21 protein-coding genes are annotated in these 26,792 nt (G+C 72.5%); 10 read left to right on the forward strand and 11 right to left on the reverse strand.

The genetic code is table 11. From position 1 onward, the window contains the following. The coding region (locus tag AB0C69_RS11860) for a phosphatase PAP2 family protein (RefSeq protein WP_360352788.1) at window positions 1–180 on the forward strand (180 nt) is incomplete at its 5' end. Here AB0C69_RS11860 and AB0C69_RS11865 read toward each other — a convergent pair. From AB0C69_RS11865 to AB0C69_RS11890, 6 genes are all read right to left on the reverse strand, one after another. After that, on the reverse strand, window positions 141–1,271 hold the full coding sequence (locus AB0C69_RS11865) for a sporulation protein (RefSeq protein WP_360352790.1): 1,131 nt from the start codon (window positions 1,269–1,271) through the stop codon (window positions 141–143). The two genes, AB0C69_RS11860 and AB0C69_RS11865, sit on opposite strands and share 40 nt — an antisense overlap. 112 nt (window positions 1,272–1,383) lie before the next feature. After that, window positions 1,384–1,926 (reverse strand): DapH/DapD/GlmU-related protein, encoded by a 543-nt coding sequence (locus tag AB0C69_RS11870; protein ID WP_353833848.1) that lies wholly within the window; start codon window positions 1,924–1,926, stop codon window positions 1,384–1,386. Window positions 1,927–1,982: 56 nt separating this feature from the next. Further along, window positions 1,983–2,918, reverse strand: coding sequence for a LysR family transcriptional regulator (locus tag AB0C69_RS11875; protein WP_360352792.1), 936 nt, complete (start codon window positions 2,916–2,918; stop codon window positions 1,983–1,985). 87 nt (window positions 2,919–3,005) lie between these two features. Continuing rightward, the gene (locus AB0C69_RS11880; RefSeq protein ID WP_353833850.1) at window positions 3,006–3,491 is read right to left on the reverse strand and encodes a hypothetical protein; all 486 of its coding nucleotides are present in this window, start codon (window positions 3,489–3,491) and stop codon (window positions 3,006–3,008) included. Further along, window positions 3,488–5,896, reverse strand: a complete 2,409-nt coding sequence (locus tag AB0C69_RS11885; protein ID WP_360352794.1) for a nitrate reductase — start codon at window positions 5,894–5,896, stop codon at window positions 3,488–3,490. Before AB0C69_RS11885 ends, AB0C69_RS11880 begins: the two co-directional genes overlap by 4 nt. Before the next feature lie 220 nt (window positions 5,897–6,116). After that, window positions 6,117–6,467 (reverse strand): TetR/AcrR family transcriptional regulator C-terminal domain-containing protein, encoded by a 351-nt coding sequence (locus AB0C69_RS11890; protein WP_360352796.1) that lies wholly within the window; start codon window positions 6,465–6,467, stop codon window positions 6,117–6,119. Here AB0C69_RS11890 and AB0C69_RS11895 point away from each other — a divergent pair. From AB0C69_RS11895 to AB0C69_RS11930, 8 genes are all read left to right on the forward strand, one after another. Further along, window positions 6,454–6,720: a DUF6069 family protein gene (locus tag AB0C69_RS11895; protein WP_360352798.1), complete on the forward strand. Its 267-nt coding sequence runs from the start codon at window positions 6,454–6,456 to the stop codon at window positions 6,718–6,720. The genes AB0C69_RS11890 and AB0C69_RS11895 overlap by 14 nt on opposite strands. A gap of 225 nt (window positions 6,721–6,945) precedes the next feature. Then, window positions 6,946–7,623 (forward strand): VWA domain-containing protein, encoded by a 678-nt coding sequence (locus AB0C69_RS11900; RefSeq protein ID WP_360352800.1) that lies wholly within the window; start codon window positions 6,946–6,948, stop codon window positions 7,621–7,623. 22 nt (window positions 7,624–7,645) lie between these two features. Beyond that, window positions 7,646–8,995 (forward strand): hypothetical protein, encoded by a 1,350-nt coding sequence (locus AB0C69_RS11905; RefSeq protein WP_360352802.1) that lies wholly within the window; start codon window positions 7,646–7,648, stop codon window positions 8,993–8,995. After that, entirely contained in the window at window positions 8,992–12,462 is a 3,471-nt protein-coding gene (locus AB0C69_RS11910; RefSeq protein ID WP_360352804.1) for an AAA domain-containing protein, read from the forward strand. Before AB0C69_RS11905 ends, AB0C69_RS11910 begins: the two co-directional genes overlap by 4 nt. Next, the gene (locus tag AB0C69_RS11915; protein WP_360352806.1) at window positions 12,440–13,969 is read left to right on the forward strand and encodes a hypothetical protein; all 1,530 of its coding nucleotides are present in this window, start codon (window positions 12,440–12,442) and stop codon (window positions 13,967–13,969) included. Before AB0C69_RS11910 ends, AB0C69_RS11915 begins: the two co-directional genes overlap by 23 nt. A gap of 42 nt (window positions 13,970–14,011) precedes the next feature. Continuing rightward, the gene (locus AB0C69_RS11920; protein ID WP_360352808.1) at window positions 14,012–16,327 is read left to right on the forward strand and encodes an AAA family ATPase; all 2,316 of its coding nucleotides are present in this window, start codon (window positions 14,012–14,014) and stop codon (window positions 16,325–16,327) included. A 1-nt stretch (window position 16,328) separates the two neighbouring features. Continuing rightward, window positions 16,329–18,479, forward strand: coding sequence for a hypothetical protein (locus AB0C69_RS11925; protein WP_360352810.1), 2,151 nt, complete (start codon window positions 16,329–16,331; stop codon window positions 18,477–18,479). Between the two features lie 85 nt (window positions 18,480–18,564). Beyond that, on the forward strand, window positions 18,565–19,155 hold the full coding sequence (locus tag AB0C69_RS11930; protein ID WP_360352812.1) for a TetR/AcrR family transcriptional regulator: 591 nt from the start codon (window positions 18,565–18,567) through the stop codon (window positions 19,153–19,155). 44 nt (window positions 19,156–19,199) lie between these two features. Here the strand turns inward: AB0C69_RS11930 and AB0C69_RS11935 are convergent, their stop codons facing one another. From AB0C69_RS11935 to AB0C69_RS11955, 5 genes are all read right to left on the reverse strand, one after another. Next, window positions 19,200–22,100 (reverse strand): hypothetical protein, encoded by a 2,901-nt coding sequence (locus tag AB0C69_RS11935; RefSeq protein WP_360352814.1) that lies wholly within the window; start codon window positions 22,098–22,100, stop codon window positions 19,200–19,202. A 167-nt stretch (window positions 22,101–22,267) separates the two neighbouring features. Next, window positions 22,268–22,984 (reverse strand): CHAP domain-containing protein, encoded by a 717-nt coding sequence (locus AB0C69_RS11940; RefSeq protein ID WP_353833860.1) that lies wholly within the window; start codon window positions 22,982–22,984, stop codon window positions 22,268–22,270. After that, complete coding sequence (locus AB0C69_RS11945; RefSeq protein ID WP_345172557.1) at window positions 22,981–23,139, reverse strand: hypothetical protein; 159 nt, start codon at window positions 23,137–23,139, stop codon at window positions 22,981–22,983. The genes AB0C69_RS11940 and AB0C69_RS11945 overlap by 4 nt, the downstream gene beginning before the upstream one ends. An 84-nt stretch (window positions 23,140–23,223) precedes the next feature. Then, a complete protein-coding gene (locus AB0C69_RS11950) occupies window positions 23,224–24,339 on the reverse strand; it encodes a glycoside hydrolase family 25 protein (RefSeq protein ID WP_360352817.1) in 1,116 nt (371 codons plus the stop codon). A 300-nt stretch (window positions 24,340–24,639) separates the two neighbouring features. After that, window positions 24,640–25,488 (reverse strand): hypothetical protein, encoded by an 849-nt coding sequence (locus AB0C69_RS11955; protein ID WP_360352819.1) that lies wholly within the window; start codon window positions 25,486–25,488, stop codon window positions 24,640–24,642. Between the two features lie 552 nt (window positions 25,489–26,040). Between AB0C69_RS11955 and AB0C69_RS11960 the strand changes: the two genes are divergently transcribed. Next, a partial coding sequence (locus AB0C69_RS11960; protein ID WP_360352821.1) for a penicillin-binding transpeptidase domain-containing protein occupies window positions 26,041–26,792 on the forward strand: 752 nt, incomplete at its 3' end.

The following is a 26,792-nucleotide window of genomic DNA, read 5'->3' on the forward strand; positions in this document are numbered from 1 at the left end:
ACGGCCGCCGCCCACACCGCGGCGGCGGCCGTCGCGGTCGCCGTCGTCGCGCTCGGCTACCACTGGCCGACGGACGCCGTCGCGGGCTGGGCGCTCGGCGCGTTCCTGGCCTGCCTCGGCCGGATCTGGCTGGCCGCCCCCTACCCTTCGTCCTCGAAGGTCTCCATGGCGTCGTCGTAGGCGTCCTCGTACGCCTGCTCGTAGGCCGCGGCCTGGTAGGCGTCCTGGACGGCCTGTCCGCTCACGTCGGCGAAGGCGTCGCCCACCGACGGCTCGTCCTCCTTCTCCTCGTCGTCGTCCAGCATCTCGCCGACGACGGCGCCCGCCACGAACCCGGCGGCCAGGCCCCCGGCCGCTCCGGCCGCGACCCCGCCCCAGCCCGGCCCGCCGCGGCCTCCGGAATGGTGCCCGTGCGGTTCGTGGTGCCCGGTTTCCTGGAACCCGTGGGATTGATGGAACCCGTGCGGTTCGTGGGACCCGTGGGCGAACCCTCCGTGGAGGTGCCCGGCGACGGCCCGCAGCCAGCCCTCCACCTCGTGCTCCCACGCCATGTGGAACGCCTGGTCGTGGGAGACGTGGAAGCGACCGAAGACGTCGTCGCCCTCGGAGAAGACGTTCCCGCGGCGGTCGGCCTCCAGGACCACCACGAGCCCGTGCGGATCGGACACGAAGGTGAGCTCGACCTCGCTGATCCGGCCGTCGTACTGGGGCGGCGCGAAGAACTCGATCTCCTGGTAGAAGGGCAGCTCCTGGTGGACGCCCGCGATGTACCCCTCTTCCACGTCGGCGCTCTTGAACATGAATCCCAGCGTCCCGAAGGCGTCCAGAACGCGCTGCTGGGACGGCAGCGGGCTCACCGAGACCGGGTCGAGGTCGCCGGCGTCCACGGCGCCGGTGACTTCGAGTTCGGTGCGGACGCCCATGGCCATGCCGTGCAGGTGCTGCCCGTAGACCTCGGTCAGCGGCAGTTCCCAGGGAAGCGGCATCTGGAAGGGGATCGTGTGGAACTGCCCGGCGCCCAGAGAGAAGCCGCCCGTGATCGCTCCCCGGTGGAACTCCCTGCTCCCGGCCCCCTCGTGGTCGCCGTGCTCGTACTCGGCTCTGGTGACCAGGCTCAGCGCCACCTGGTGGACGTGCACGTCGCGGTCTCCGCCCCGCATTCGTACCTCGCCGGTCAGGTGGTCTCCCGGGCGGGCATGGGAGGCGGCGAGAACCGTCTCGACCGACGGTCCGCCCACACCGAAGGCGCCGAGCAGTTGCTTGAAGACCATGGGGCCCTCTCTCCTGTCGTCATCCAGGCGGCCGCACCGCCGGCCGCTTGCTACTACACTTGTAGCAGAAGACGGCGGGCCCCACCCGGCGTACCGCCCGACGCGGAACCCGTCACCACCGCCGGTTCACGGCCGCCTTCCCGCCGGTCACCAGGGTCGCGGGCGGAACGTCGTCGGCCACCACCGCGCCGGCGGCGACCACGGAGTCGCGGCCGATGCTGACGCCCGGCAGGATCGTGGCGCCGGCGCCGATCCACACGTTCTCGGCCACGTCGATGGGCCCGCCGGTCAGCCACTCCCGCCGCTCCCCGGGGTCGACCGGGTGGCCGACGGTGATGAACGTGGCCTTCGGCCCGATCATCACGCGCTCGCCGAGCCGGATGCCGGCGTAGTCCAGGAACGTGCAGTTCTGGTTGATGAACACGCGCTCCGCGAGGTCCAGCCGGAGGCCGTGGTCGGTGTAGAAGGGCGGATAGATCGTCACCCTCGCCGGCAGCGGCCTGCCGAAGATCTGCTCGAACAGCTCGGCCTTGCCCGCCTCGTCCTCGAAGGGCAGGACGTTCAGGCGCGAGGTGAGCTCGGTGGTCCGCAGGACCCTCTCGGCCATGGACTGGAACTCGGCGCTGTGGATGCGCATGAGACGGTCGCCGGGCATGCCGCGATCCTTTCTGGTGGAACGGTGGACGGGTCGATCCGGTCGGGCGGCCTTCGTCAGGCGCGCGTCCGCGCCCAGGACGGGAGCCAGGCCGTCTCAGGAAGCCTCGGCAGGCCTGCGAGGTAAGCAGTGATCGCGCGGAGTCCCGGATGGGGACTGCTGCTCGGCAGCATCAGCGAGAGCGGGTACGCGAGGACCGGGTCCACGATGGGGACGCGGCGCAGGTCGTGGGTCGCGGGCCAGACGTACCGGTCGCGTGCCCCGACGAGGGTGGCCACCTCCGCGGAGTCGGCGAGGACGTCGAGGAGCACGTCGTCTCCGAAATGCGGGCCCGCCGCGTCGATGCGCAGGTCGAACTCGGTGGCGAGCTGATCGTAGAACTCTCCCCACTCGCTCCGCGGCGTGATGCCCGGCACCCAGATCCGGTGCCCGCGCAACCCCGGCGGCGTCAGCTTCCGCGCGGAGGCGAGCGGATGCCTCGGGCCGACGAGGAGTTCCAGCGGGGAGTCGAACGCGCGCACCATCCGCACGCCGGAAGGCAGGACGGCCGGGTCGGTGACGGTACGGAACGAGGCGTCGACGTCGCCCGCCTCGACGGCGGCGACCGCCGCGCGCGGGTCGTCGACCCTGAGGGTCACCAGGTCGAGGTCGGTCCCGGGGCGCGACCGCCAGTACTCGTGGAGGACGACGGCCTGGGCGCTGCGGAAGCCGAGGACGTCGATCCGCAGGGCCCGGGAACCCGGCCTGACCGCGGCGACGGCGCGGTCGACGCCCGCGACGACGCTCCGCGCGTGGGGGAGGAACGCCTGGCCGTCGAGCGTCAGCTCGACTCCCCGGGCGGTCCGCGTGAACAGCCTGACCTCCAGCTCGCGCTCCAGGGCGGCGATCCGCTTGGAGACGGCCTGCTGCGTCACGCCCAGCTCGTCGGCCGCATGCCCCAGCTGCCCGAGCTCGGCCGCCCGGACGAACGATCGCAGCGCCTCGGTGTCCACGAGATCACCCTAGGGCCGCACAACCGACGGTTGTGGCGCGCCGCCGGCCGGTTGTCCCCCCGCCCTCCGGCGAGCCGGAGGGCGGGTTCAGCTGTTCAGCACCTGGGCGCTGAGCTGCTTGAGGTGGGCGTTGGCCCAGCGCATCTGCCGGAGGGTGTCGGGGTGGCAGCGCCGGGCCAGCCGCAGCAGCGCGGTGTCGCGGCTGCCCCGGGCGGCCTGCGCGATCATCTCCCAGTCGAGGGAGACTCCGGCGGCCTGGACGTGGATGTGCCGCAGGTCGTGCAGGAGCAGCATGCCGGGCGGGCCGCGGTGCTTGACCAGCTCGCTTCCCTTTCCCCGGAATTTCGCGGCCAGCCCGGTCTCCAGGGCGTGCGCGGCGCCCAGGCGGGCGCCGTACCGGCCGCCGATCTCGGCGAGTTCGCGCAGGTGCCGCTGGGACCAGGCGGACAGGTCCCGGGCCACGTGGTGGATCTCGTGCTCGCCGGCGTGGCGTTCGGAGACGCGCAGCAGATCCTGGGCGAGACCGCGTTCGCCGTGGTGCAGCCCCCGCAGGGCGAGGCCGATCCCGTTCATCGCGTTTCCTCGTCGGTCATCGCGGTCCGGCTCCGGGCCGGCCCGGCCTCGGCGGCCCGATCGGCGGAGGCGGGTCCGCCGCCGCGCTCCAGCAGCCGGAGGGTGGCCACGCCGGTCTTGAACAGCGGCTGCTTGGAGGCGGGGTCCCAGTCGGTGATCGTCAGTTCGTTGGCCGCGCGCGTCCTGCCGGCGCCGTCCGGCAGGTCCCAGTAGCCGTAGTGGAACGGCAGGAACAGGACACCGGAGCGTATGCCGGTGACGCGCACCTTGGCGTGCACGACGCCGCGCGGGCTGGAGATCTCGGCGAGGTCGCCCTCCCGCATGTCGTGGGCCTCGGCGTCGGCGGCGCTCATCTCCACCCACACGTCCGGGGCGGCGTCCCGCAGCTGCGGTGCGCGGGCGGTCTTGGTCCGGGTGTGGAAGTGGTAGACGGTGCGGCCGTTGATCAGGTGGAAGGGGCGGAGCTCGTCCGGCGCCTCGTGCGGCGGCAGGTAGCCGGCCGACTTGATGAGGGCCTTGCCGGACGGGTCGAGGGACCGGTACTCCGCCTCCTCGACGGGGGTGCCGGTGACCAGGTCGTGGCCGAAGCTCTCGCAGTACTCGGGCGCGGACCAGAAACGGCCGTCGGAGTACAGGCGTTCGGTGCCGTCGGGATGCTCCCGGTCGCAGGGCCATTGGACGCCGCCCGCGGCGCGGAGCCTCTCGTAGCTGAGGCCGGTGTAGTCGCAGGGGCGTCCGCGGCTGCACTCCTGCCAGGCGCGGAACGCCGGCTCCGGGCCGGTCCATCCGACGAGGGGAGTGCCGTCCCTGCCGGTGAAGCCCATCCGTGCGGCGTAGTCCAGGAAGATCTCCAAATCCGGGCGCGCCTCGCCGGGCGGCTCGACGGCCTTCTCCGAGAGGTGGACGGTCCGGTCGGCGTTGGTGAAGGTGCCGGTCTTCTCGCCCCAGGTCGCCGCCGGCAGGACCACGTCGGCCAGCTCGGTGGTCTCGGTCGGGAAGATGTCCTGCACCACCAGGAAGAGCCGCTCCTGCGCCAGGATGGTCCGGATCCTCGCCAGGTCCGGCATCGACACGGCGGGGTTCGTCCCGCTGACCCACAGGAAGCGGATCGACCCCTGCTCGGCGAACCGGAAGATCTGCATGGCGTGGGTCGGGGGCGCGTAGTGCGGGATGCGCTCGGGCTCGACGTTCCAGATCCGGGCCAGGTCGGCGACATGGTCGCCGTTGGCCCAGTTCCGGAAGCCCGGGAGGTCTCCGTCGGCGCCGCATTCGCGGGTGTTCTGGGCGGTGGGCTGCCCGTTCATCTGCAGGACCCCGCAGCCGGGGCGGCCGAGCATCCCCCGGATCAGGTGCAGGTTGTTGACCTGCACGGCGGCGGCGGTGGCCTGGTGCGACTGGTAGAACCCCTGCAGGACGGTCGACACCAGCCGTCCGGCGTCGCCGAGCAGCCCCGCGGCCCGGCGGATCCGCTCCTCGGGCACGTCGCAGACCTCCGCGACGCGGTCGGGCGGATACTCCTTGACGCGCTGCTCCAGTTCCTCGTACCCGACCGTGTGGGCGTCGACGTAGTCGCGATCGACCTTGCCCGCCGCGATGATCTCGTGCAGCAGGCCGTTCATCAGCGCCACGTTCGTGCCCGGACGCGGCGCCAGGTGCACGGCCGCCGCGCGCGCCACCGGCGTCGTCCGGGGATCCACGCAGATCACCTGCGGCGGGTTCGGACCGGCCAGCCGGTCGAGCATCCGCATCCACAGCACGGTCTGCGTCTCGGCCACGTTGTGCCCGAACAGCGCGATGACGTCGGCGTGGTCGATGTCGGCGTACGTCCCGGGCTGCCCGTCGCACCCGAACGACTCCTTCAGGGCCGCGGCCGCCGTCGCGGTGCACAGGCGGGTGTTGCCGTCCAGGTGGTTGGTGCCGATCCCGGCGCGGGCGAGGGTCGCCAGCGTGTAGTACTCCTCCAGGAAGAGCTGCCCGCTGGTGTAGAAGCCGAACGCGCTACTGCCCTGCTCGTCCAGCAGTTCCCGGCTCCGGCGGACGATCGCGTCCATCGCGGTGTCCCAGTCGGTCTCCACGAGCCCGCCGTCCCGCCGGACCAGCGGACGGGTCAACCGGTCCGGCGAGGAACCCGACTGCCAGCCGTACAGATCCTTGGGGTCGAGGCGTCCCCGGTTGATCCTGTCTCGGGCCGCGCCGCGGACACCGACCATCCGGCCGTCCCTGACCGCGATGTCCATCCCGTCGCCGTTGGAATGCAGGATCGACGCGGTCGGCACCCACCGGTCCACGTCCTGGGCCGAGATTCCCTCCTCCAGGAAGGCGTCCACCCTGACGGGCCAGTCCTCGCCCGGGCCGTAGGGCGTCCTCGTCCCCCATGGCTCGGCGATCCGATCGATCCGCGCCATCCAAGCCTCCCCACCTCTGGAGAAAGGACTCATCCCTCTGCCCGCCGACGCGAAACATCGGCCCCTGCCGGCCCAGGGCGCAGCGCCGGGTCAGGGCTCGCGGCGCCAGGAACCGCCCGTCGCGCGTTCAAACGCGGCGCGGGTGGACGCGGTGTCGTAGAAGATGCGCAGCGCCGTGATCAGGCCGTCGCCGACAAGTCCGCGGCCAGCCTTTCCGCGGTCATGACCGCTCCTCGATGAGGGCGGCCAGGCCGTCGAGGAGGCGGGCCAGGCCGAAGGCGCGGGCGTTGTCGTCCAGGACCGGAGTGGGGCCGCTCAACGCCTTGCCGAGCTCGGGGAACAGGTCCGCCCGCCCGCGGATCAGCTCGGCCGTCTCGCTGCCGCCCGACCAGGCCTGGGTGCCGGCCGTGGCCATCGAGTGGGTGGTGCGGGTGTGCCCGAAGAGCAGGAACGCGGCCGCCATGCGCTCGTCGCCGGTGAGGCCCGTTCCGGCCAGCGCGGCCATCGCGCTCTCGGTCCACCCGGCCTCGCGGGGGCCCATGACGCGGGTGCCCACGGTGACGGCGGGCATCGGCTTCACCCAGCTCACGCTGCTGTTCAGTGCGATCGGCGTACTGCTGGCCGTGGCGCTGCGCCGGTGGGCCGCCGCTCCCAGGCGCGCGTTCCTCGCGACCACCGCCGTCCTCACCGCGCTGTCTGTCGTGCCCGACCTGCTCGTCTCGGCGACGGTCGCGACGAGGCTCACCCTGATCGCCGCGCACCTCGTGGCCGCGGCGATCGTCGTCCCGCTCGTCGCGGGCCGCCTGCCCGTCCGCACCCGGTAGCGCCGCGACCAGAACCGCGATGTCCGGGCAGTCCACATCGGCGTGCACAAGGCGAACGGCCGAGTGCACGCCGATTGGGCGTTTTCATCCGTATAGTCCTGGAACGGATTATGGTCGGACCGATTAATGGTTGTAGTTAACCCTTTTCCGGAAAGGCCTTGACGGAAGGTGTGATGCCTCCCATTCTGGAATGTTTCGCTCTCCGGACACCAGAAGGGAACCGCCATGCCCGACCCCCTCATGGCCCGGCCGTCCGCGCCCCCGCCCCGTCCCCTGCCCGTGCTCGTCCTCGCCGACGTCAGCGGGAGCATGGCGGAGGCGGGGAAGATCGACGTGCTCAACCGCAGCGTCGCCACGATGATCAGGTCGTTCGCCGACGAGGACACCGTCCGCGGTGAGATCACGGTGGGCGTGGTGACCTTCGGAGGCGGGGGCGCGGCGCTGCACCAGCCCCCGGCCCCGGCCGCCGAGGTCGTCTGGGAGGACATGCTGCCCCGCGGGCGCACACCGCTGGGCGAGGCCCTCGACCTGGTGAACGGGCTCCTGGCGGACGAGAACGTCATCTCCCGGCGAGCCTTCACGCCGACCCTGGTCCTGGTGTCCGACGGACTGCCGAACGACGACTGGCGGGACGCGCTGGAGCGTCTGCTGGCCTCGCCGCGCGGGGGCAAGGCCGTGCGGCTGGCCGTCGGCGTCGGCCAGGACATGGACGAGGAGGCCTTCGACGTCCTGCGGGCCTTCATCGACGATCCCGTCATCCAGCCCGTCCGCGCCGACGAGGCGCACCTGCTGTCCCGGTACTTCTCCTGGGTGACCATGAGCGTCACCGCGAGAGCGCGCAGCGACCGCCCGAACGACACGTCGCATATGTCCTTCGACGAGCTTGAGGACCTGCTGGGCTGAGACGGACGGAGACGTCGGCGAAATGCGCGTGGTGAAGGACGAGCACGGACGTCCGCTCCAGCTGACCCGCCTGCTGGGAACCGGTGGGCAGGGCGAGGTCTGGGCGGCCGGCGACCGTGTCGCCGTCAAGGTGCTCCGCGTCCGGACGCGGCGGGCCGCGGAGCGGCTGCGGCAGCGGCTCCGGACCGTGAAACGGCTCGACCTCGACGGGCTCGCCATATCCCGTCCGCTGGCCATGCTCGCGGAGCCGGACGTGGGCTACACGATGGAACTGCTCGGCGACATGACCGCTCTGCGCGTCCTCGCCCATCCGCCGCCGCGCACGGACCTCGTGGACTGGTACGGGGAGACGGGCGGGCTGCGGCGCCGGCTCCGGCTGCTGGCGAGGGCCGCGGACGTCCTGGCGGCGCTGCACGCCCGGGGCATCGTCTACGGCGACCCCTCTCCCGGGAACATGATGGCCTCGTCGTCCGCCGAGCACTCCCAGGTCTGGCTGGTGGACGCCGACAACCTGGAGGTCGAGTCGGTCGTCCCCGACGAGTCGTTCACGACGCCCGGGTACGGCGCGCCCGAGGTGGTCGCGGGCCGCATGGGCATCTCCAGCCTCAGCGACGCCCACGCGTTCGCGGTCATCGCCTTCGAGCTGCTCGCGCTCGTGCACCCGTTCCTCGGCGACGACGTCCAGGACGGCGCGCCCGAGGACGAGGAGCGGGCCTTCGCGGGCGAGCTGCCCTGGATCGACGATCCGGGCGACGACCGCAACCGGTCGAGCTACGGGCTGCCGAGGCGGGCCGTCCTCACCCCCGGCCTCCTGGCGCTGGCGGAGCGGACCTTCGGTGCCGGGCGGTCGCGTCCGGCCGAGCGCGCGACGGTCGCCGAATGGCGCACGAAGCTCCAGACCGCCGCGGACCTCACGCTCACGTGCGCGCACTGCCCGCAGACGTTCATCGTCGGAGCCGCCGCCTGCCCGTGGTGCGGAGCCGGAACGCCCCGCCAGCTGATGGGCCTGATGCACCTCGCCGTCCCCGGCGAGGAGACGTACACCGCGCCCCGCGACGGCCTCGCGGTTCCGCCGCGCGAATGGCTGTGCGTGACCGCGCGCACCGCGCAGCTGGCGCCCGACGCCGACCAGGACCGTCCCGTCGCCTGGCTGTGGTGGGAGCCGGGCAGCAGGCTGGCCGTGCGGAACAGGGGCCGCGAACCGCTGTGGCTCAGCCGCCGCACCGGCGGTTCGCCGCGCGTCGTGGAGCCGGGCGGCGAGCTGACGGTTCCGGTGTACGAGGAGGTTCCCGAGTGGAGCGTCCACTTCGGGCACCGGTCGCAGCTCCACCGGGTGCTGCGGTTCCGCCTGCTCGGAACGGGCCGGACATGAGCGCGCCGGGCCGCGGCGGCCGTGCGCCCGCGCCCAGGGGAGCGGCCGGCGCCGTCAACGAACCCCTGCCCGGACGTTCGGACTTCGTCTGGCTGCTCTGGGACGGAGCCCCCGACGCTCTCCGGAATCTCGGCGACGGCTGGCACGAGGTGACCCTGGCCAAGCTGCCGAGCGGCCAGGTGGTCGCCGGCGTCGACGGGACCGTCCGAGGCGGGGTCAGACCCGCGGGGGAGCAGGACCGCGAACGCCTGGCGCGGGCCATCTCGAACCGGGCCCGGATCGCGGTCCTGTCGACGCGCAAGGTGGAGGACGAGGGGCAGCGGCGCCGCCTCCGGATCGGCCTGGACCTCTACACCTACGAGCAGGCGGATCCGCTGGAACCGCAGTCCGTCGGTGTGGGCGACCGCGTCATGGACACGGTCGGCAAGTGGGACAGGAAGCTCAGGGACAGGCCGGACGAGATCATCCGGTGGCTCGCCGAGCGCCTGCTGATCCCCCCGAGGGCGGGCGCGGGGCCGGAAGCGCCCCATCGCCTGGTCGTGTCCATCGGCCTGAGCGACCCGAGCGCGCCGGCCGGCTACCGGATCCACGGGCGGGGCGTGACCGGGGACGTCCGGACGGAGGGCGACCGGCTGGTGCTGCATCGCCTGCGGCGCACCGGCGGCGAGGACGGGCAGGGGCCGTTGCGGCTGACCGAGTGCCGCCTGGCGTTCACCGACGTCTCGCGGGCGAGCGAGCTGCGCGCCGAGATGAAGCACCAGCTCAACCGGCTGGCCACCGGTCAGGGCTTCCTCGCCATGTGGCACGAGTACAACCGGCTCGAAACCCGCTTCGTCCGCCGGCAGGTGCGCGACATCGGGTTCGGGCGCTACACCGGCCGCGAACCGCTCGGCGACGGCGTGTACCGGTTCCGGCTCGACGGGTCGTCCCACGTCGACGACCAGGAGCTGACGCTGGCGGAACGCGCCCGGCGCGCCCTCGACGCGCGCGAGACCCTGGAGCTGGAGGCCGCGCAGACCCTCCCCGCCGCCCTGGCGGCGGCGGACGAGGAGGACGACTCGGCATGGGCGCTGATCGGCGACCGGCTCGGCAGGGACGTGGTCAGCGGAACCGTCGTCGCGGCCGACGTCGCGGCGGGCACGATCGACCTGAGGCTCGTGGACCTCGGACGGCGGCGCGTCTCCGGAGTGGGACGGGACCGGACGGTCGCCCCTCCGCCCCAGGGGTTCCTCTACCGCTCGTTCCGCGGCGACCGGCGCCAGATGCAGAGGCGCAAGGACGCCTTCGACCGGATCCTCGCGGACGGGACGAGGATCCCGAACCTGCTGGCGCTGTTCGAGGGAAAGACGGTCAGCGCGGATCCCCCCGGGAGGAGGACCAGGCCGATCTCCGACGCGGTCCGCGACTGCTTCCGGGGCGGCGAGCCCACCCCGATGCAGGAGCGGGCGCTGGAGGTGGCGCTGAACACGCCCGACATCGCGGTGATCCAGGGCCCGCCGGGCACGGGCAAGACCCAGGTGATCACCGCCCTGCAGACGCGCCTCGCCGAGGAGGGGCGCGGCTACGCGCGGCTGCGCGGCAGCATCCTGCTCACCAGCTTCCAGCACGCCGCGGTGGACGAACTGGTGGAGCGCTCGCGGGTGTTCGGCCTCCCCGCCAACAAGGTGGACCGCGCCGGCCGCGGCACGACCGTCCAGACGGACCGGTGGCTCCAGGAGACGGTCGACTGGCTCACCGAGGAGATCAACGCCGACTCCTTCGGGCGGGCGCTCGGCCTGCTGCGGACGGTGACCGCCCGCGCGGCCGCCTACCTGCTCACGCCGACCCCGCCGGAGGAGACCGCGCGACTGCTCGAAGAGATCGAGGAGCTCGCGGGCGACCTCCTCCCGGCCGACCTCGCGGACCGGTTGCACCGAACGCGGCTGCGGGCGCGGACCGCGTCCCGGCCCGTCCCGTTCGACCTCGACGACGACCGCGAGCTGACGATCCGGGCGCTGCGCGGCGTGCGGACGCTCGCCGAGTCGTTCGCCGACGACGGACCCGCGGCGGCGGCGAAGGCGCTGCGCCGGGTCCGCGCGCTGGAGGGGCGGGACGCCGAGCGCGCGGCCGACCTGGACCTGCTGGCCAGGGCGGCCTCCTGGGACGTCGACGAGCCCGTCCCGTTCCTGGCCGAGCTCGCGGAGGCGCGGGACCGGCTGCTGGAGGCGCTCCGGCCGGCGAGCGGGCCCCTGGCCCCCGCCGCCGCCGACCCCGAGGTGGAGGACCTGCTCGCCGAGATCGCCGAAGACCTCGAAGAGCGGGTGCGCGACTCCGGCGAGAGCGGTCCCCAGCTCGCCATGCTGGACTATCTCGAAGGGCTGCGGGGCGACCCGGCCGCCGTGGAGTGGACGCTGCGCGCCTACACCGCCTCCTACGCGGCCACCTGCCAGCAGGCCGCGTCCCCGACGGTCGCGGGGGCCAAGCAGGAGGCGCGGATCGAGGACGTCGTCTTCGACACCGTGATCATCGACGAGGCGGCCCGCGCCAACCCGCTCGACCTCATGATCCCGCTGATCCACGCGGGCCGGCGCATCGTCCTCGTCGGCGACCACAACCAGCTCCCGCACATGCTGGAGCCGGAGGTCGAGCGGCAGGTGGAGCGGCTCGACGCGGGCGCGCGGGGAAGGCTGCGCGAGAGCCTGTTCCAGCGCCTGTTCGAGAACCTGGGGGCTCCCGGCGCCCCGGTGGACCGGGTCGTCACCCTCAACGCCCAGTTCCGGATGCACCGGACGCTCGGGGAGTTCGTCAGCCGCTGCTTCTACGGCGGCATCCTCGAATCGCCGCGTCCGGACGCGGAGTTCGCGCACGCCCTGCCCGGCTACGAGGGCGTGCACGCGGCGTGGATCGACGTCCCGAACTCCCGGGGCGCCGAATCCGGCAAGCGCAGCAAGCGGCGGCGGGCGGAGGCGCGCGCCGTCGCCGACCAACTGGAGAGGCTGCTGCCCGCGGCTCCGGACCTCACCTTCGGCGTCATCTCGTTCTACTCCGACCAGGTGGACGAGATCTGGCGGGAGCTGGCGGCGCGCGAGCTCGCCCGCCGCACCGACCAGGGCTACGAGCCGGCCAAGGGCCTCCAGTACGACGCGGGCGGCCGCCGCCTGGACCGCCTGCACGTCGGGAGCGTCGACGCCTTCCAGGGCAAGGAGTTCGATGTGGTGTTCCTGTCCACGACGAGGTCGTCGCCTCCGGCCGACCCGCCGGACGCGGGCACGGCCGCCCACGACCGCTGGGTGCGGCGCCGCTACGGCCACCTCACCCTGCGCAACCGGCTGTGCGTGGCGATGAGCCGGCAGAAGCGCCTGCTCGTGACCGTGGGCGACTCGGCGATGTTCGAAGGGGCCGCGGCTCCCGCGCAGGTGGAGCCGCTGACCGAGTTCCTCCGGCTGTGCCGGTCGGGAGGTGGCCATGGCGCCGTCCTTTCCCCGTAGCGCGAGGATCGTCCAGCTGTGCCCGGCGCCGCCGAGGCGCGACGAGCGGATCTGCGTCGCCTTCCCGGCGTGGGCGCACCGCGTGACCGCCCCGATCCTGCCCCGCAGGGGTCTCGACCTGTTCGAACGCGTCGTGCTGGGGCTCTGCCACGCCGGCGTCCGCGAACCCGACCTGATCGCCGCCCGGATCAACCTGCATGTGCGGCTGTGCGCGCACATCGTCGACCAGGCCGTCCGCCAGGGGCTGCTCGACCGGCAGGGGGAGCTGACCGAGGAGGGGAGGCGGGCGCTCCGCACGGGCAGCGTCGCCGAGGAGACGTCCTGGTCGGTGCGCTACGTCTTCCAGTCGCCCGAGGCCGGCGGGGACCTGTGGCCCCGCACCGCCGAGCGGCTCGTCGACGCGCACGTCACCTGGCGGGCGCCGGGCAGGGCCGGGCTCCAGCTCGGCACCACGGGACACCCGGACCCGATCGAGGCCGCGATCGTCGACGTCGCCGACGCGGCGCCGGGGGCCGCCGTCCCCGGCCGGCCCGGCCCCGAACAGGTCGTCGAGGTCGCCCGGCTGGACCGGGACGCGCGGGAGGCCCAGCGGGTGCGCGAGTTCGAACGCGTCCAGGGCCTGGCGCCCGCGGCGCAGCCGGGCGCCCGCCCGGGGCCGGACGAGGACCGGCCCCCGGACCTGAGCCGGATCGCCTTCATCGACGCCCCCGAGCCCGTCCTGGTCGTCGGCTTCGCCGTGGTCGGCGGAGGCGGGGAGCTGGTCGCGCACGACCCCTTCGGCGTCGGGACCAGCGCCATGTTCGGCGAACTGCTGGAGCGGCGCCTGCATGACGGCGGCGCGCTCGCGGAGCGGATCCGCGGCGTGGCCCGGAGCAGGGCGGAGAACGCCGAGCGCACCTACCGCCGGGCGGAGGCGACCGCGCGCGCCCACGTCGAATCCGTGCTCGTCGCCGAGTTCGGCGCGGACGTCCGCGGCGACGAGGACGCGCTGGACCTGATGACCGACGTTGACCTCGCCGTCATGCTGGGCGACCAGGCCGGAGCGCTGGAGCGCGTCGTGCACGCGACACACCGCCTGTACGAGGAGCTCTTCCGCCGCCTGGCGCGCGGCTATCCCGTGCCGGTCGGCTCCGTCCGGGCCGTCTCGTCGACCCAGGCGCTCAGACGGGCCGCCGTGGAGGAGGCCGCACACGGCGTCGGGTTCCAGGCCGTTCCCCAGCTCTTCGTCCAGGATCTCTGCAAGGCCGCCAGGGACGTGGAGGCCGGCAAGAACGTGACCTTGAAGGAGGTCGGCGCCCTGGCCCTCGTGGCGGCGCACAGGAACGCCGAGCATCCCCTGCACCGGCTGGCGGCGCGGCGCCCCGACCTGCTCAGCGCCCTCGCCGCGCTCGGCGCCATGCGCAACCGCGTCTCGCACGGAGGACGTGACCCCTCCGCCGTGCAGGACGCGAAGTGGTGCCGCGAACTCGCCGCCCTCGCCGTCCCAGAACTCATCGCCCTGCAGTAACGACGCATCCGTTCCGCCCCCAGGAAGGACGAGTAGTCCACGATGGCCAAGAAGCGCCCCGCCCAGGCGCGTCGGCAGACGCCCCAGCGCCGGACCAGGCCCTCCGCCGCCGCCAGGCCGGTGAACCAGAAGGCGATCGAGGAGGAGGTCGAAGCGCGCCGCACCGAAGCGGTGGCCGCCGCCGGAGGTGAGGAGTCCCTGCCCGCGCCCGCCGAACCTCCGGCCGGCGGGGTGGACGACAAGGCCGTCGCCGCCCGATGGCAGGAAGCGGCCGAGGCCGTGGCCCTGTTCACGCAGGCCGCCGAGCGCGTGGCCGAAACGCGGCAGGCCCTTGATCGCCAGAACGAGGAGGTGGCCGAGCGGCTCGCGGCCCTCGACGAGGACGCCCGGGATCTGAAGGCGCGACGTGACATCGTCCAGGAACGGAGCGGCGAACTCGACGAGCGGGAGGAACGGCTGATCGACGAGGAGCGGAAGCTCGTCGCCGCTCGGGAACGCGCGAAGGAGACCGCGCTCGCCGAAGCCAGGAAGGCGCTGGAGGGCACCCGGCGGGAGGTCGAGGCCCAGCAGCGGGAATTGGCGGAGGAACACGCCCGCACCCGGGCCGCGCTCAGCGCCGAACTGGAGGCGCAACGCCGGGAACTGGCCGAGCGGACGGAGAGGCTCACCGAGGAACGGGCGCGCCTCCGGGCGTTCGAGGTCGAGCTCAACGCCCGCGACGAGGACCTGACCGATGCGCGTGCGCTGCTGAGCGAACGCGTGGAGCACGCCGTCGCCGCGGCCGTGGAACGGGCCGAGCTGCGCTCCAGGGAACTGGAGCAGCGCTGCAGGGCGCTCCAGGACCACGCCGCCGACATGGAGAAGGAGCGCGACGAGCGGAACCGCGTCGACCGGGCCTTCGGCCACCGGTCGCCCGACGAGGTGCTGAAGGAGCTACAGGAGCTACGCGCCCAGAACGCCGAGCTCCGCCTTCAGCGCCAGGTGCCCGAGGACGTGATGGAACGGCTCGCCAGGCTCCAGGAGGCCGAGCGCGGCTGGCGCGAGGAGCGCGCGGTCCTCATCGCCGACAACGAGCGGTTGCAGCGGCAGCTCACCGGCCATCAGATCACCGCTCTGGAACTCGAACGGCTCAAGGTCACCAAGGAGGCCATGGAGGCGTCGGTCGACGCCTACCGCGTCCGCGTCCAGGAACTGCACCAGGACATCCAGAGCCTGACGGCCCGGAAGGAGGGCGAGTCGCCCTTCCCCGAATGCCACGCGATGGACACGCGGTACAACGAGAAGCGCGACGACCTTCTGGGCCGCGTCCCGCCCTTGGACAATTTCGTCTACTGGCTCCGGAACTTCGTCGCCCAGCAATACCGCATGTTCTACGCCGAGGAGGACCTGGTCCTCTTCCTCGGCGGGCTGGCCGCGTCGCGGCTGCACCTCCTCCAGGGGATCAGCGGCATCGGCAAGACGCAGCTTCCGATCGTCTTCGCCAAGGCCCTCCAGGCGGAGACCGCGCTCGTCCCTGTGAGCGCCGACTGGCGAACCCCGCAGGATCTCGTCGGGTACTTCAACGCCTTCGAGCGCAGGTTCTACGAGTCGCCCTTCACCCAGGCGCTCTACCAGGCAGGAAGCCCCGCGCACGCGGACCGTCCGTTCTTCGTCGTGCTGGACGAGATGAACCTGTCGCATCCGGAGCAGTACTTCAGCGAAGTTCTTTACCAGATCGGGCAGACGAGGAAGCCGAACGGCGCCCCGCCCAGCCTGGAGCTGATGACGACCGAGGTCCGGCCGGCCCCCCGCGGGCTCGTGGACGGCCGCAAGCTCGTCATCCCGCCGAACGTGTGGTTCGTCGGCACGGCCAACCACGACGAGACGACGGTGGCCTTCGCCGACAAGACCTACGACCGGTCGCACGTGCTGGAACTGCCCGCCCGTCCCCGGACGTTCGAGCCCGAGCCGGTCCCGCCGCTGCCGGCTCCGCTGGCGCTCGGCGCGCTCGAAGCGGCCTTCGAGCGCGCCCGCCGGACGCATGCGGAGGCCGCGCGGAGCGTGTCCGCCTTCCTGGACGGTGAGCTGCGGGACCGCCTCTTCCGCGACTTCCGGATCGCGTCGGGGTCCCGTACCGCGAAGTACCTGGAGGCCTTCGTCCCGGTCGTGTGCGCGGCGGGCGGCAGCCAGGGGCTGGCGGCCGACCACGCCTTCGCGACCCGTGTCCTCCGCAGGCTCCGCGGCCGGTTCGAGATCCCGTTCGACCTGATCCAGGCGCTCCGCGACGACCTGACCGGGCTCTGGAAGCCGTTCGGCACCGTGCCGTCCAGGTCGCTCGAACGGCTCGACGAGGAGATCCACCTGCGGAGAGGCGTCTGACATGCCGGCGCGGATCTGGGACCGGCTGCTGGGACGCGAGGTGGAGCGGCCGCCCGGCGGGCGCATGCCCCTCGGCAGGCTGTTCTTCGCGCCCGGCGACCGCCCCCTCTTCCTGAACGCGACGGCGGTGCGCCCGGGCCGGTACCTCGCCGCGAACGGGACATGGACGCTGTGGGACGAGACGCGGCGCCACCGCGACGAGGGCGACTTCGGGCACCACGCCATGCCCGACGACATCACGACGTACATCGTCACGGCCGTCGGCAGGAGGCTCGACTCGCTGGTCGCGCGGGACGTCACCGCTGAGGACTGGCTGTCGGAGACTCCGCTGATGGGCGGGGCCGACATGGACGAGCGGCTGCGGCCCCGCGAGATCGACGAGGTGATCGAGCGCTGCCTCCCGCACCTGCGCGCGGCGTGCCACCTGCCCGTGGCCAGGCTGCGGGCGGTGAACCGGCTGGTCCCGGCCTCGCGGGCACGGCGCGTCACTCCCGCCGCCATCACCCGGCTCACCGCTCGCAGCGAGGACTGGGCGGCGCTGCGTCCCGACGGCATCCGCCCGGCGCGCCTCCTCGACCCCGCGCGCGAGACCGATCTGGACTTCTACGAGAACCGGGTGCTCGCCAGGCTCGTCGACCATCTCTGGGACCACGTGCAGGGACGGCTGGTCGAGGTCGAACAGATCGAGGCCATGCTCGACGACGTGAGCACCTACGCGGCGGACGCGAGCGGCCGCCCGTGGCGGGTGAGCCAGTACATGTTCCTCCTCATCGAGGGGCTCGTCGAGAGCAGCACCCGGCGCACCAGGGCCAGACGGCTGCGTGAGGACCTGGAGAGGCTGCGCAACGCACTGGTCGAACTCCGCGGGCCGACGATCCTGCCGGGGGTCCACCGTCACACCGATGTCGGCACCGTCCTGCGCAGCACCAACGTCTTCACGAACGACGACAGGTACAGGCGGGCCGCGGAACTCTGGCGGGCGTGGGTCGCCGAGAGGAGCGGGAACGGGGCGTCCGGGCCGTCCAACGACCGGATCCAGGAGTGGTGCGAGTCGTTCACCCTGTACACCGGCCTGCTCCTCATGCATGCGCTGGCGCAGTTGGACCTGGTTCCCGAAGGCCCGTTCAAGCCCGGCGGAGAAGTCCGATGCGTCGCCGAGCACCGGGAGGCCGTCGGCCTTCGATGGGAGCGGACGGGAACCTTCGTGCTGCACTGCGGAGGGGAGGCCGTCCTGCGCGTGGTTCCGGTGGCGCACGCCCTCGTCGCCGCGGAGCAGCCGGGCCGGACGGCCGAGGAGATCGACGCGCTCGCCGCCGCGGCCGCGACCGACCCGCGCACGCTGGTCGTCTACCCGGGGCAGCGCGAGAAGCGGGAGAAGCTGCCCCTCCGCATCCGGCTCAGGACGTTCCAGGGCTGCGAGGCGCCCGCTCCCTCCGGCGGCGGCGGCCGGGCGCCGGCGCTCCTCCCGGTGTCGCCGTTGGAGATCGACAGCGTGACGCGGCTGGCCCGCAGCCTGCGCTGGGCCCTCGCCCAGCACCTGTTCGAGAGGTACCCGGCCCGCATCGACTGCCCGAGCCGCGACGCGAACGCCGTCGCGGACGGGGCGGACTGGATCGCCGCCGCCGCGAACGGCCTCACCATCGTGAGACCGCCCGCCCCCCATGAACTCGCCGCGGTGCTCCGCCGGATCGGGACGCTCGCTCATCGCACCGCCCAGTTCATGCAACGCGGTGACAACGCCGAAGTGGTCGACCGGTTGCGGGACGAGGTGAGGGCCGCCGCGGAGAGCCTGGCGGAACTCGTCCGGTGCCCCCTGTGCCGGAACGCCTCAAGCGACCCCGCGCGAACCTTCCAGGCGCGGGACGGGTCCACGTTCCGCAGCACGTGCGACGTCTGCAAGGCGACCTGGGAACTGAGACGGTGCGGTTCGTGCGATCGCCGCTACCCCGTCCTGAACGGCAACGGCCGGGCCGAGGGGACGACCGCCGAAACCGACGGGGACGCCATGGACCACAGATTCGGCAGTGAGGCCCTCAGCGCCCAATGCTGGGTCAGGACCACGGTGGCCTACTGCCCGCACTGCGGCGAATGCGGCGAGGCGAGAACCCCCAGGAACCTCCGATGCGAGCGCTGCGCCGGTGACGGTCGGTAAATGCGGGGTCATTCCGGGCCGCCCCGCCGGATGCCCCGGACGAGTCGGGGAACGATGGGAGAGAGCGCGTTTCCGGGGAGGGACTGTGGCTGCCCAGGAGGACGCAGAGGAATATGAGCTGGTCGTCGAGGCGGCGGGAAGGCTCTTCGTGCAGCTCGGATACGACGGGACCTCGCTGCAGATGATCGGCGAGGTCGCCGGGATGAGCGCGCAGAGGGTCAGCCGCCTGGCGCAGGACAAGCGGCATGTCTACCTGGAGGTGATGACCAGGTACGCCAACGCCGAGGCCGCGCACATGAGGAGCGTGATGGCGCGCGTCCCGCCCGACATATCGGGTCTGGTGGCGCTGGTCGACAGTTACCTCGACTACTCGGTGGCCCATCCGCAGCTGCGGGCCCTGTGGGTGCACCGCTGGCTCAACGACGCGGCCGACGTGCAGGACGTCGAGCAGCTGTACCGGCCGTTGATCGCCGCCGTGGTCGAGATGTTCCGGGGCGCGGTCCGCGCCGACTACGACCTCGAACTCGGCCTCTGGAACATCATCTGGATCGTCAACGGGTTCGTCCACGTGGGCGTCGTCGACGAGGAGGGGATCCGCCGCTTCGCGGATCACCCCCCCACCCTCCGCCGTTTCCGCGCGTACATGCACGACATGCTGGAGCGCAGCGCCCTCTGAGCGCCGGATCGCCGTCGATCCACGCCCCTCACCCGGTCAGGGCATCACGGTGTCGAGGGGCGGCTCTCGCCGTGGGCCCGCCACCACTCGGCCGCCGCGTCCACGGCCAGGCCGGTGGTCCAGAGGTCGGCCGGGTCGTCGGGCAGCAGGCGCTCCCGCACCGCGTCCCGCATGGGGAAGGGAAGCGTGGCGCCGGTCATGGGAATGTCGTCGCCCAGGACGTCCGCCGGGAACCTGCAGACCGCGACGGCGTCCGCCAGGCCGAAGCCCGCGCGTTCCGCCAGAGCGCGGACGGTGGCGGCGGCGTCGATCGGCGCGGGGCCGCGGTCGTCCAGCGACCGCAGGAGCCGGACGACGCGGTCGGCATCGCCCCAGCAGGGGACGGGGGGCCGGGCCGCCTGCCAGCCGGGCGGGCCGGCCGGGTCGAACGTCCCGCCGGGCGCGTACTCCACGGCCGTCGCGATCCGGTCGCTTCGCCGGTAACTCAAGATCAGCATGGCGCCGTGCGGGGTGCGCCAGAGCTCCCCGGGCGCCTCCTTCTCCAGCTGCCTGTCGACCATCTGGCGTTCGGCGCTGGACTGCCCCTCGCCACCCGCCGGAGTGAGGCGAAGTATGCGGCAGGCTCCCGTCCCGTCGCCGATCGGAGCGTTGGCCCAGAGGCGCAGGACGTCGAGGACGCCTTCGCGGTGCGGGTCGGGCGTCCACGGCAGGACGGCCGGGAGCGCGAAACCCGCCAGGGTGTCGAGGTCGGCGCCCACGTGACCGCCGGGCGGCAGGCCGACCGTGCGGACGCGGTAGGGCCTGCCGGCCGCGGGTTCGCCGGTCGCCGCCGACTCCAGCGCGCGGGCCAGGACCCGCTGGCGCACGAGCCACCGCGTCTGCGCCGTCGTGCGCCGGAACGGGAGATCGGCGGCCGGTGAGACCAGCGCGGGCAGTGCCGGCGGCTGGGGACGGCCGGTCCGGTCGCGCAACTCGATGCCCAGGAGGAGGCACTCGACGGCCGCCCGGGTCGCTTCGAGGACGCCGTCGCGCAGCTCCGGCGCGGTCACCTCGGGCAGCACGGCCCGCAGCGCGTCGGCGGCCGCGCTCGGTCCGGTCAGCGCCGCCTCCAGCAGCCGCGCCGCGCCTTCGCGGTCGAGACGCCGCAGCGCCGCCGACCCGTCCGGGTCCGCCGGATCCCGCCGCGGCCACCAGCCGGGCGGCGGAACGAGCCCGCCCTTCGTGCTCATGACGGGCGAGAAGGGCAGCTGCGCCGTCCGGGTCCCGTCGGGGGCGGTGACCGTGATCGCACCCCGGCTCAGCCGGACCTCGCTCGGCCCGGCGGCGCCGGGGAACGTCACCTCGGCGGTCCCCGGCGCCTGAGGCCGGGCGGTGGCGGTGTCGGGGTCCAGGGTCAGCGCGACGCTCTCGCCCGTCTGCCTTTCGACCCGGAACGTCTGCCAGACGCCGTCCTTGACGCGTGACAGGAGGCCGGTCTTGCCGTCGTACCAGGGCAGCAGCCCGTCGGGCAGTTGGGAGAGCCTCAGCGTCAGGTCGGCGTCGCCGGTGACGTACGCGTGGGCGTTCCAGGACCGTTCCGTGATGGTGAGGTAGCCGAGGTGCTGAAGGATCGTCCGGCCGGATTTCGGAGACTTGTGCGGCCTTCCCGTGCTCGGCACGGCCAGCTCGGCGGGAATGCCACCGCGCAGGGCCGCCAGGAGGGCGTCCACGGGGTCGGCGGGGTCGATCCCCTCGGCGAGGCCCGGCTCCAGGTCGAGGTAGCGGCCGCTGCCGGTCAGCCGGACCAGGCGGTGCAGGGCGGTGTGCAGGAAGGGAAGGTCCGGGCGGGCCGCGTCGGCCTTCCAGCCGTCGACGGCGTCGCGCAGCGCCTCCCGGGTCTCCGGCAGCTCCCAGAGCGCCCTGACGGTGGCCGGGTAGTCGACGTTGCCGTAGTACCCCATGTCGCGGACGAACGCGTCCAGCAGGCTTGCGAAACGCTCGCGTCCTTCTGGCCCGGACGCCGCGTCCGCGGCGTGCGCCGCGGGGTCGAAGTTCGGGCCCCACCAGCGGGGCGAGTCGGTGCCCATCTCCGTCTGGGGAATGATGTGCCGGTGGTCGGGAGGCGGAAGCGCCGGGTCCGTCTCCTCGCCGAACGCCACCTCGGCCTCCGGGAACAGCCGGTCCCCGGCCTGGTCGGCGAGCCTCAGCAGCACGGCGGCCGCGCAGCCCCGCCCCTCGCCGGCGAACCAGTGCGCCGACAGATGTGCCCCCGCCCCGCTCTCGGCCAGGCACTCCAGCCACATCTGCCGGATCTCCTCGGCGACCCCCTCGCCGCTCTCCTCCTCGTGGTGGGCGAGGTCGGGTTCGGCGGCGATCAGCCGCTCCATGAGGGAGACGTCGCGTGCGGCCACCGCGGCGAGCGGCTCACGGGCGGCCGCCCAGACCTGGTGAGACGCGACGGGCATGAGCCCGGCGAGCAGCAGCCGCTCGGCCAGGAACTCCTCCTCGTCCCGCTTCTTGATCTTCGCGCCGCGGGCCAGCGCCCGCAGGTCGGGGAAGATCCGGGCGTACGGGATGACCCCGGCGTCGAACCCCGCGCAGACCAGCTCCCGGAAGCGGGCGTGCGCCTCCTCCCCCGGCAGCTCCGCGGCGAGCGTCTTGGCGTAGTCGCGCATCGCGGCCGGCCCGACGCCGCCCGCCGGCACCAGTTCGAGGAAGACGGCGTGGACCCGGTCGAGGTCGAGCAGCGCGGGATGGTCCTTCTCGACCTTGCGCGCCTGGCCGAACGCCCAGAACGCGAGCTCGTCCTCTCCCGCCCGCACCAGCTCCCGGCAGGCGTCCTCGAAGAACGGTGCCAGCTCGGCGGCGGGGAGCGGGTCCGCGGCCTTGGCCAGCATCTTCTTGGCGCCCTTGGGCCCGGCGGCGGCGAGGTCCGCCGGCGCCGGCAACTGCGGAAACCGAGTCATCTCGTCCCTTCGTCCCTGATCTCCTGAACGACCACGAACCCTGCGACGATCCGACCGCCTGATCGGTTCCGCGACGCGGGACCCTGCCGCACAGTGTGCGCCGCGAAACGGCACGCGCTCTGCGGAGGACCCGCACGGCAGCCCGCCCCGGCCGGGGCGGGCTCGGCTCAGTGGACGCGAAGGAGGACGCTCCAGGTGTCGGGCCCGATGACCCCGTCGCTCTCGACCTTCGCCCACTTCTGGACGGCGCGGACGGCCTTGTCCATGGTGGCGTCGAAGTCGCGGTCCATGCGGGTCCCGACCTCGGGATGGCTGCGGGCGAGAAGCAGGCCGCGCGCGGTCTGCACCGCCTCGTTCGAGCCCTTCGCGCCTTTGGAGATCGTGGGCAGGTCCTTCACGGCGTCCTCCATCCAGCCGCTTCCGTAAGCGGGCCGTCCATAGCCGGCGATGACGCCGGCCGCGCGGACGCGGCGCCTCACCGCGTCGCCGGTGTTGGCTTCGATCGTCTGGAGCCGTCCGCCCCCGAGGACCTTCTCCACGACGCCGACATGGTCGACCGCGCCGCCGCGGTTGCTCCCGCCCCAGTCGAAGAAGACGATGTCGCCGGGCCTGGCCCGGTCGACCGCGGAGGCGGTGCCGGCGCGCCAGCGACCGGCCTTCTTGAAGTCGTCGACGTGCCACACGGTGTAGGCGCGGTCCCCGCCCGGGAGCACCGCCGAGGCGTTGCCGGAGTGCCGGGCCCAGTAGGTGACGGCCATGTCGCACCAGGACGCGCGCAGGTACTCCTTCCCGTTCCGGGCCGCGTACTCCCGCGTGATGGGGTTCGGGCGCCCCGACATCCCCAGCGACCTGCGCGCCGCCGCAATGATCTTCGCGGCGCTCATCGGCCCTCCTCGCCGTCGTCGTCCCGCCCGCGGAAGATCCCGTCGGCGTCGGGCTCGCCGTACAGCGCACGCAGGACCTGAACCTCGTCGGTCTCGGTCGCCCTGTGCACAGCGGGGTTCACATCCACCTCGTCCATGCGGTCGGCTTCAGCCATCGGTCTCCTTCGTCCGTCGGGCTGTTTCCTTCGTACGGGGAACGCACGCTCCGCGGGGGAGAGCGGGCGTCGTGCCGGTCCGGGTCAGTTGCGGTCCTGGGCGATCGTCCATCGGCCCGACAACGCCCGGGGGGCGGGCCGGTCATCGGTCTTTCCGCCGGCGGGGAACGCCGCGACCGAGACGTACACGTGCTGGCCCTTGCGGAGCCCCTTGGGCATGGTGCCGGTGGCGAACTGGTCGCCGCCGGTCGCCTTGGCGTCGGCGCGGACCTCGGTCCACGATCCGGCGGACTTCCCGTCCTTCCAGTCGTGGACCTCGAACTGCAGCTGGTACTCGTCGCCCTCGCCGAGGCCTCCGATGCGGACGACGGTGTCGATGTCCGCCCAGGTCGAGGTGGGAGCCACGTAGCCGGGATAGCCGTCGGGGTGGTCCCTGTCGGGTTCGGAATGGGACTTGGCCGGGTCGGCGTGGGTGACGTCCCAGTTGAGGCGGGTGAACCGCCCCCATGCGAGAGTCTGGGGCCTGGATTTGCCGTAGCTGCTGCGGATGGGCACTTCGTCCTCCTGGTGCGGCCCGAGGGCCAGCTTCCTCAGTCCCGCGAGCGAGCCGCGGAAGGCGTTGACGTCGCAGCGGCCCGGAATGCTCGGCACCGCGCCGCTCGACGAGTACTGCAGGATCGAGATGGGCTCCCCGCCGAACTGGACCCACCACGAGGAGGGGACCTTCTTGTAGAGGGCGGCCGGGGTGCCGGAGCCGGAGACGTACCGCGACTGCCAGATCGTGTCGAAGAAGCTGAGATCGGGTCTGCCGTGGGCCTCCCAGTACCAGCGCGGGAAGTAGCCGATGACGGGATGACCGCCGGTGCGGTCCTTGAACTCGGCCACCCATTCCCTGGCCGTGGTCGCGTTGGCGCCGGACGCCTCGATGTCGAGCGCGACCGCGAGACGGGAGACATCGCCGGCCCTGGCGAGGAAAAAGCGGGCCTGCGCGGCGCCCCTCTCCCCGTGCAGGAAGTGGTACGCCCCCGGCACGAAGCCCGCCCCCAGGGCGAGCATTCCCGCTCGGTTGTGCCCCCAGGTGGGGTTGGTGTAGTTGGTGTTCTCGGTGACCTTCGAGAATCCGAAGCGGATTCCTGACCGGTGCACCACCGGCCAGTTGGGAGTGCCCTGGTAGCTGGCCACATCGACCCCGTACAGCAACACTGCCTCCTTTCTGGACAGGCGGCATGCCGGCGCCGCCCTGCGGGCATGTGCGAATCGCGAGGATGTGAGTGCGCTCGAATGCATGACGCGGCTCGTGGCGATGACCGCGAGTTCGGCCGCCGCGACGAGGAGTGCGTGGTCGCTCGCCGGCGAAGTCACGCGTGAACGTCAGCAGGCGCTCATCCGGGTAAAAAGCTGATCGCTCTTGCGAGCGCCGCGCAGAAGCACGGCGTCGCGCGCTGCGGTAGTGAGCGCTGGAATCCGCGCGCGTATGACGGCATCAGCGTCCCATCTCGATCAGAGCGCAAAGTCGGTGTAATCGCTGTAGTAGGTCTGCGACGCGTCTTTGGCCGCCGCGATCCATCCCGGGACGTTTCCGGGCGTCGGGGACGAGATGGGGCCGGCGGTGTCGAACCAGCAGGCGAACGCACACCTCGTGTGCTCGCCGCCGCCCGGCGTCGTCGTCAGGTAGGCGACCTGGTCCTTCAACCAGGTCACGCTCTTCGTGCCGGTTCTGCCGTAGCCGATCTCTGGGACCGCCCACGGGATGCCCTTGGACCGGGCGAACTTCACGGCGGGCCCCCACAGGGTGGGGCCGCTTCCGAGGTGGGAGTAGCCGTCCACGCCGAGGACGTCCACGAGCCCGTCGCCCGGCCAGGTGTCGGCATAGGTGCTGCCCGCCCTGGGGGAGGTGCCCGACCAGGTGGTGAGGATCTGGACCGTGTGCAGGTGCGTCCAGCCCTCCGACTGCACCTGCCGCACCAGTTCGCAGAAGCGCTTCAGAGCCGCCGTGTACGTCGCGAGGCGGAAGGCCCCGTTACGGATCTTGCCGTCGCCCTCATGCCAGATCGACACGAACGCGAGGTGGCTCTTGGGGATGGACCGCAGGAACTTCAGCGTCTGCGCGTCCAGGCGCCCGCCGGCCATCGCGGTGATCGACGGTTTCGCGCTCCAGCAACTGGCCCGCTTTCCCACGTCCACGCCGCCGGTGCTCCGGGTCCAGGAGACGGGCATGCCCGCGGCAGCGGGCTGGTAGGAGCGGCGAATGGTCAGCGGCCCGTAGGAGGCGTCCTTCGCGGCGAAGTCGGAACCGGACAGGTTCTGGGGGCACGTCCCCCACAGGATCGCGTTCCGGTTCTCCGCCATGGGACTGCCTCCGCCTTCGCTTGGCCCGCCTGTGGGCGGGCCGAAAATTGATCACACCGGGGTCGCCGGTGAACGGGGAACCGGTGCTGCGTGAGGCACTCCGGTTCACGTGCTCGACCTTCAGCGCCGCGGCCGGGATTGCCCTAGCCGTTCCCTAACGTAATGCTCGCAGTGGTCGGCGGAGATGAAATAGAGGTGGCTCCGAGAGTATTCCGGTCTGTCGAGCAAGGGATATGTATCGATTAAATGCCCGGGCCAAACGCCGATGGCGGTGGGGGGCGGCAGGGGAAATATCTGAAGCGTTCTCAAGGGCGGTCCTGAAGGTGATGGCGAGGCTAATGGGGCGGCTTTCAGGTCGAGCAATATCCGCTTTTAGAATGAAATACAGCCTTTTTTTGGTGGGGAGGAGTGTCAGGGTGACCGGCACGACACGTCACGTCACATGACCGGCTGGTCGTCAAGGATGAGCTGCGCTGATACGTGAATCAGTATCAATCGCTGATCGATATCCATATTGGACAGATCGCATCGTCCGGTGATCGAGTAAGCCGCATGATCAAGCCCTCTTCCCGCACCGCGCGCTTCCGGCTGGGCGCCACCGCGCTCGCCGCGCTCACCCTCTTCGGTACCGCCGCGTGCGGCGCGACCGCCCATGACACCGCCCCGCGCGCCGCCACCGTCGCCGCGGCCGATCAGATCCGTCCCGGCGTCGTCGAGCGCGACGATCTGCGGGCCGTCTTCGACGCGGCGGGCGTGCACGGCTCGTTCGCCCTGCTGGACGTGAAGACCCGCTCCACCACGGTGGTGGACCGGCGGCTCGCCGAGACGCCGCTGGTGCCCGCTTCCAGCTTCAAGGTCCCGCACGCCCTGGTCGCCCTGGAGACCGGGGTGGTCAAGAGCCCCGACGAGGTGATCCCCTGGGACGGGACGCCGCAGCCGTTCCCCGAGTGGGAGCACGACATGACGATGCGGGAGGCCGTCCGCATCTCCAACGCCGCGGCGTTCCAGGTGATCGCCCGTCGTGTCGGGCTCCAGCGCGAGGGGCAGTGGCTGCACCGGCTCGGCTACGGCAACCGCCGGACCGGTACCGTGGTGGACCGGTTCTGGCTGGACGGCCCGCTGAAGATCTCCGCCGTGGAGCAGACCCGGTTCCTGGAGCGGCTCGCGGCCGAGCGCCTGCCCGCCTCGCGCGCGAACCAGCGCACCGTCCGCGACATCTACCTGTCCCGCGACCCGCGCGCGTTCGGCGGCACCACCGCCACCGGCGAGTCGGGCATCTACGTCGTGGACGCCTCCAAGCCGGA

Source organism: Actinomadura sp. NPDC048032 (assembly GCF_040653175.1).
Lineage (GTDB): Bacteria > Actinomycetota > Actinomycetes > Streptosporangiales > Streptosporangiaceae > Spirillospora > Spirillospora verrucosospora.

Excerpts from the sequence above, each read along its gene's own strand:
- AB0C69_RS11865 (WP_360352790.1), bottom strand. The coding sequence starts at position 1,271 with ATGGTCTTCAAGCAACTGCTCGGCGCCTTCGGTGTGGGCGGACCGTCG.
- AB0C69_RS11870 (WP_353833848.1), bottom strand. The coding sequence starts at position 1,926 with ATGCCCGGCGACCGTCTCATGCGCATCCACAGCGCCGAGTTCCAGTCC.
- AB0C69_RS11880 (WP_353833850.1), bottom strand. The coding sequence starts at position 3,491 with ATGAACGGGATCGGCCTCGCCCTGCGGGGGCTGCACCACGGCGAACGC.
- AB0C69_RS11885 (WP_360352794.1), bottom strand. The coding sequence starts at position 5,896 with ATGGCGCGGATCGATCGGATCGCCGAGCCATGGGGGACGAGGACGCCC.
- AB0C69_RS11890 (WP_360352796.1), bottom strand. The coding sequence starts at position 6,467 with ATGCCCGCCGTCACCGTGGGCACCCGCGTCATGGGCCCCCGCGAGGCC.
- AB0C69_RS11900 (WP_360352800.1), top strand. The coding sequence starts at position 6,946 with ATGCCCGACCCCCTCATGGCCCGGCCGTCCGCGCCCCCGCCCCGTCCC.
- AB0C69_RS11905 (WP_360352802.1), top strand. The coding sequence starts at position 7,646 with ATGCGCGTGGTGAAGGACGAGCACGGACGTCCGCTCCAGCTGACCCGC.
- AB0C69_RS11910 (WP_360352804.1), top strand. The coding sequence starts at position 8,992 with ATGAGCGCGCCGGGCCGCGGCGGCCGTGCGCCCGCGCCCAGGGGAGCG.
- AB0C69_RS11915 (WP_360352806.1), top strand. The coding sequence starts at position 12,440 with ATGGCGCCGTCCTTTCCCCGTAGCGCGAGGATCGTCCAGCTGTGCCCG.
- AB0C69_RS11920 (WP_360352808.1), top strand. The coding sequence starts at position 14,012 with ATGGCCAAGAAGCGCCCCGCCCAGGCGCGTCGGCAGACGCCCCAGCGC.
- AB0C69_RS11925 (WP_360352810.1), top strand. The coding sequence starts at position 16,329 with ATGCCGGCGCGGATCTGGGACCGGCTGCTGGGACGCGAGGTGGAGCGG.
- AB0C69_RS11935 (WP_360352814.1), bottom strand. The coding sequence starts at position 22,100 with ATGACTCGGTTTCCGCAGTTGCCGGCGCCGGCGGACCTCGCCGCCGCC.
- AB0C69_RS11940 (WP_353833860.1), bottom strand. The coding sequence starts at position 22,984 with ATGAGCGCCGCGAAGATCATTGCGGCGGCGCGCAGGTCGCTGGGGATG.
- AB0C69_RS11945 (WP_345172557.1), bottom strand. The coding sequence starts at position 23,139 with ATGGCTGAAGCCGACCGCATGGACGAGGTGGATGTGAACCCCGCTGTG.
- AB0C69_RS11955 (WP_360352819.1), bottom strand. The coding sequence starts at position 25,488 with ATGGCGGAGAACCGGAACGCGATCCTGTGGGGGACGTGCCCCCAGAAC.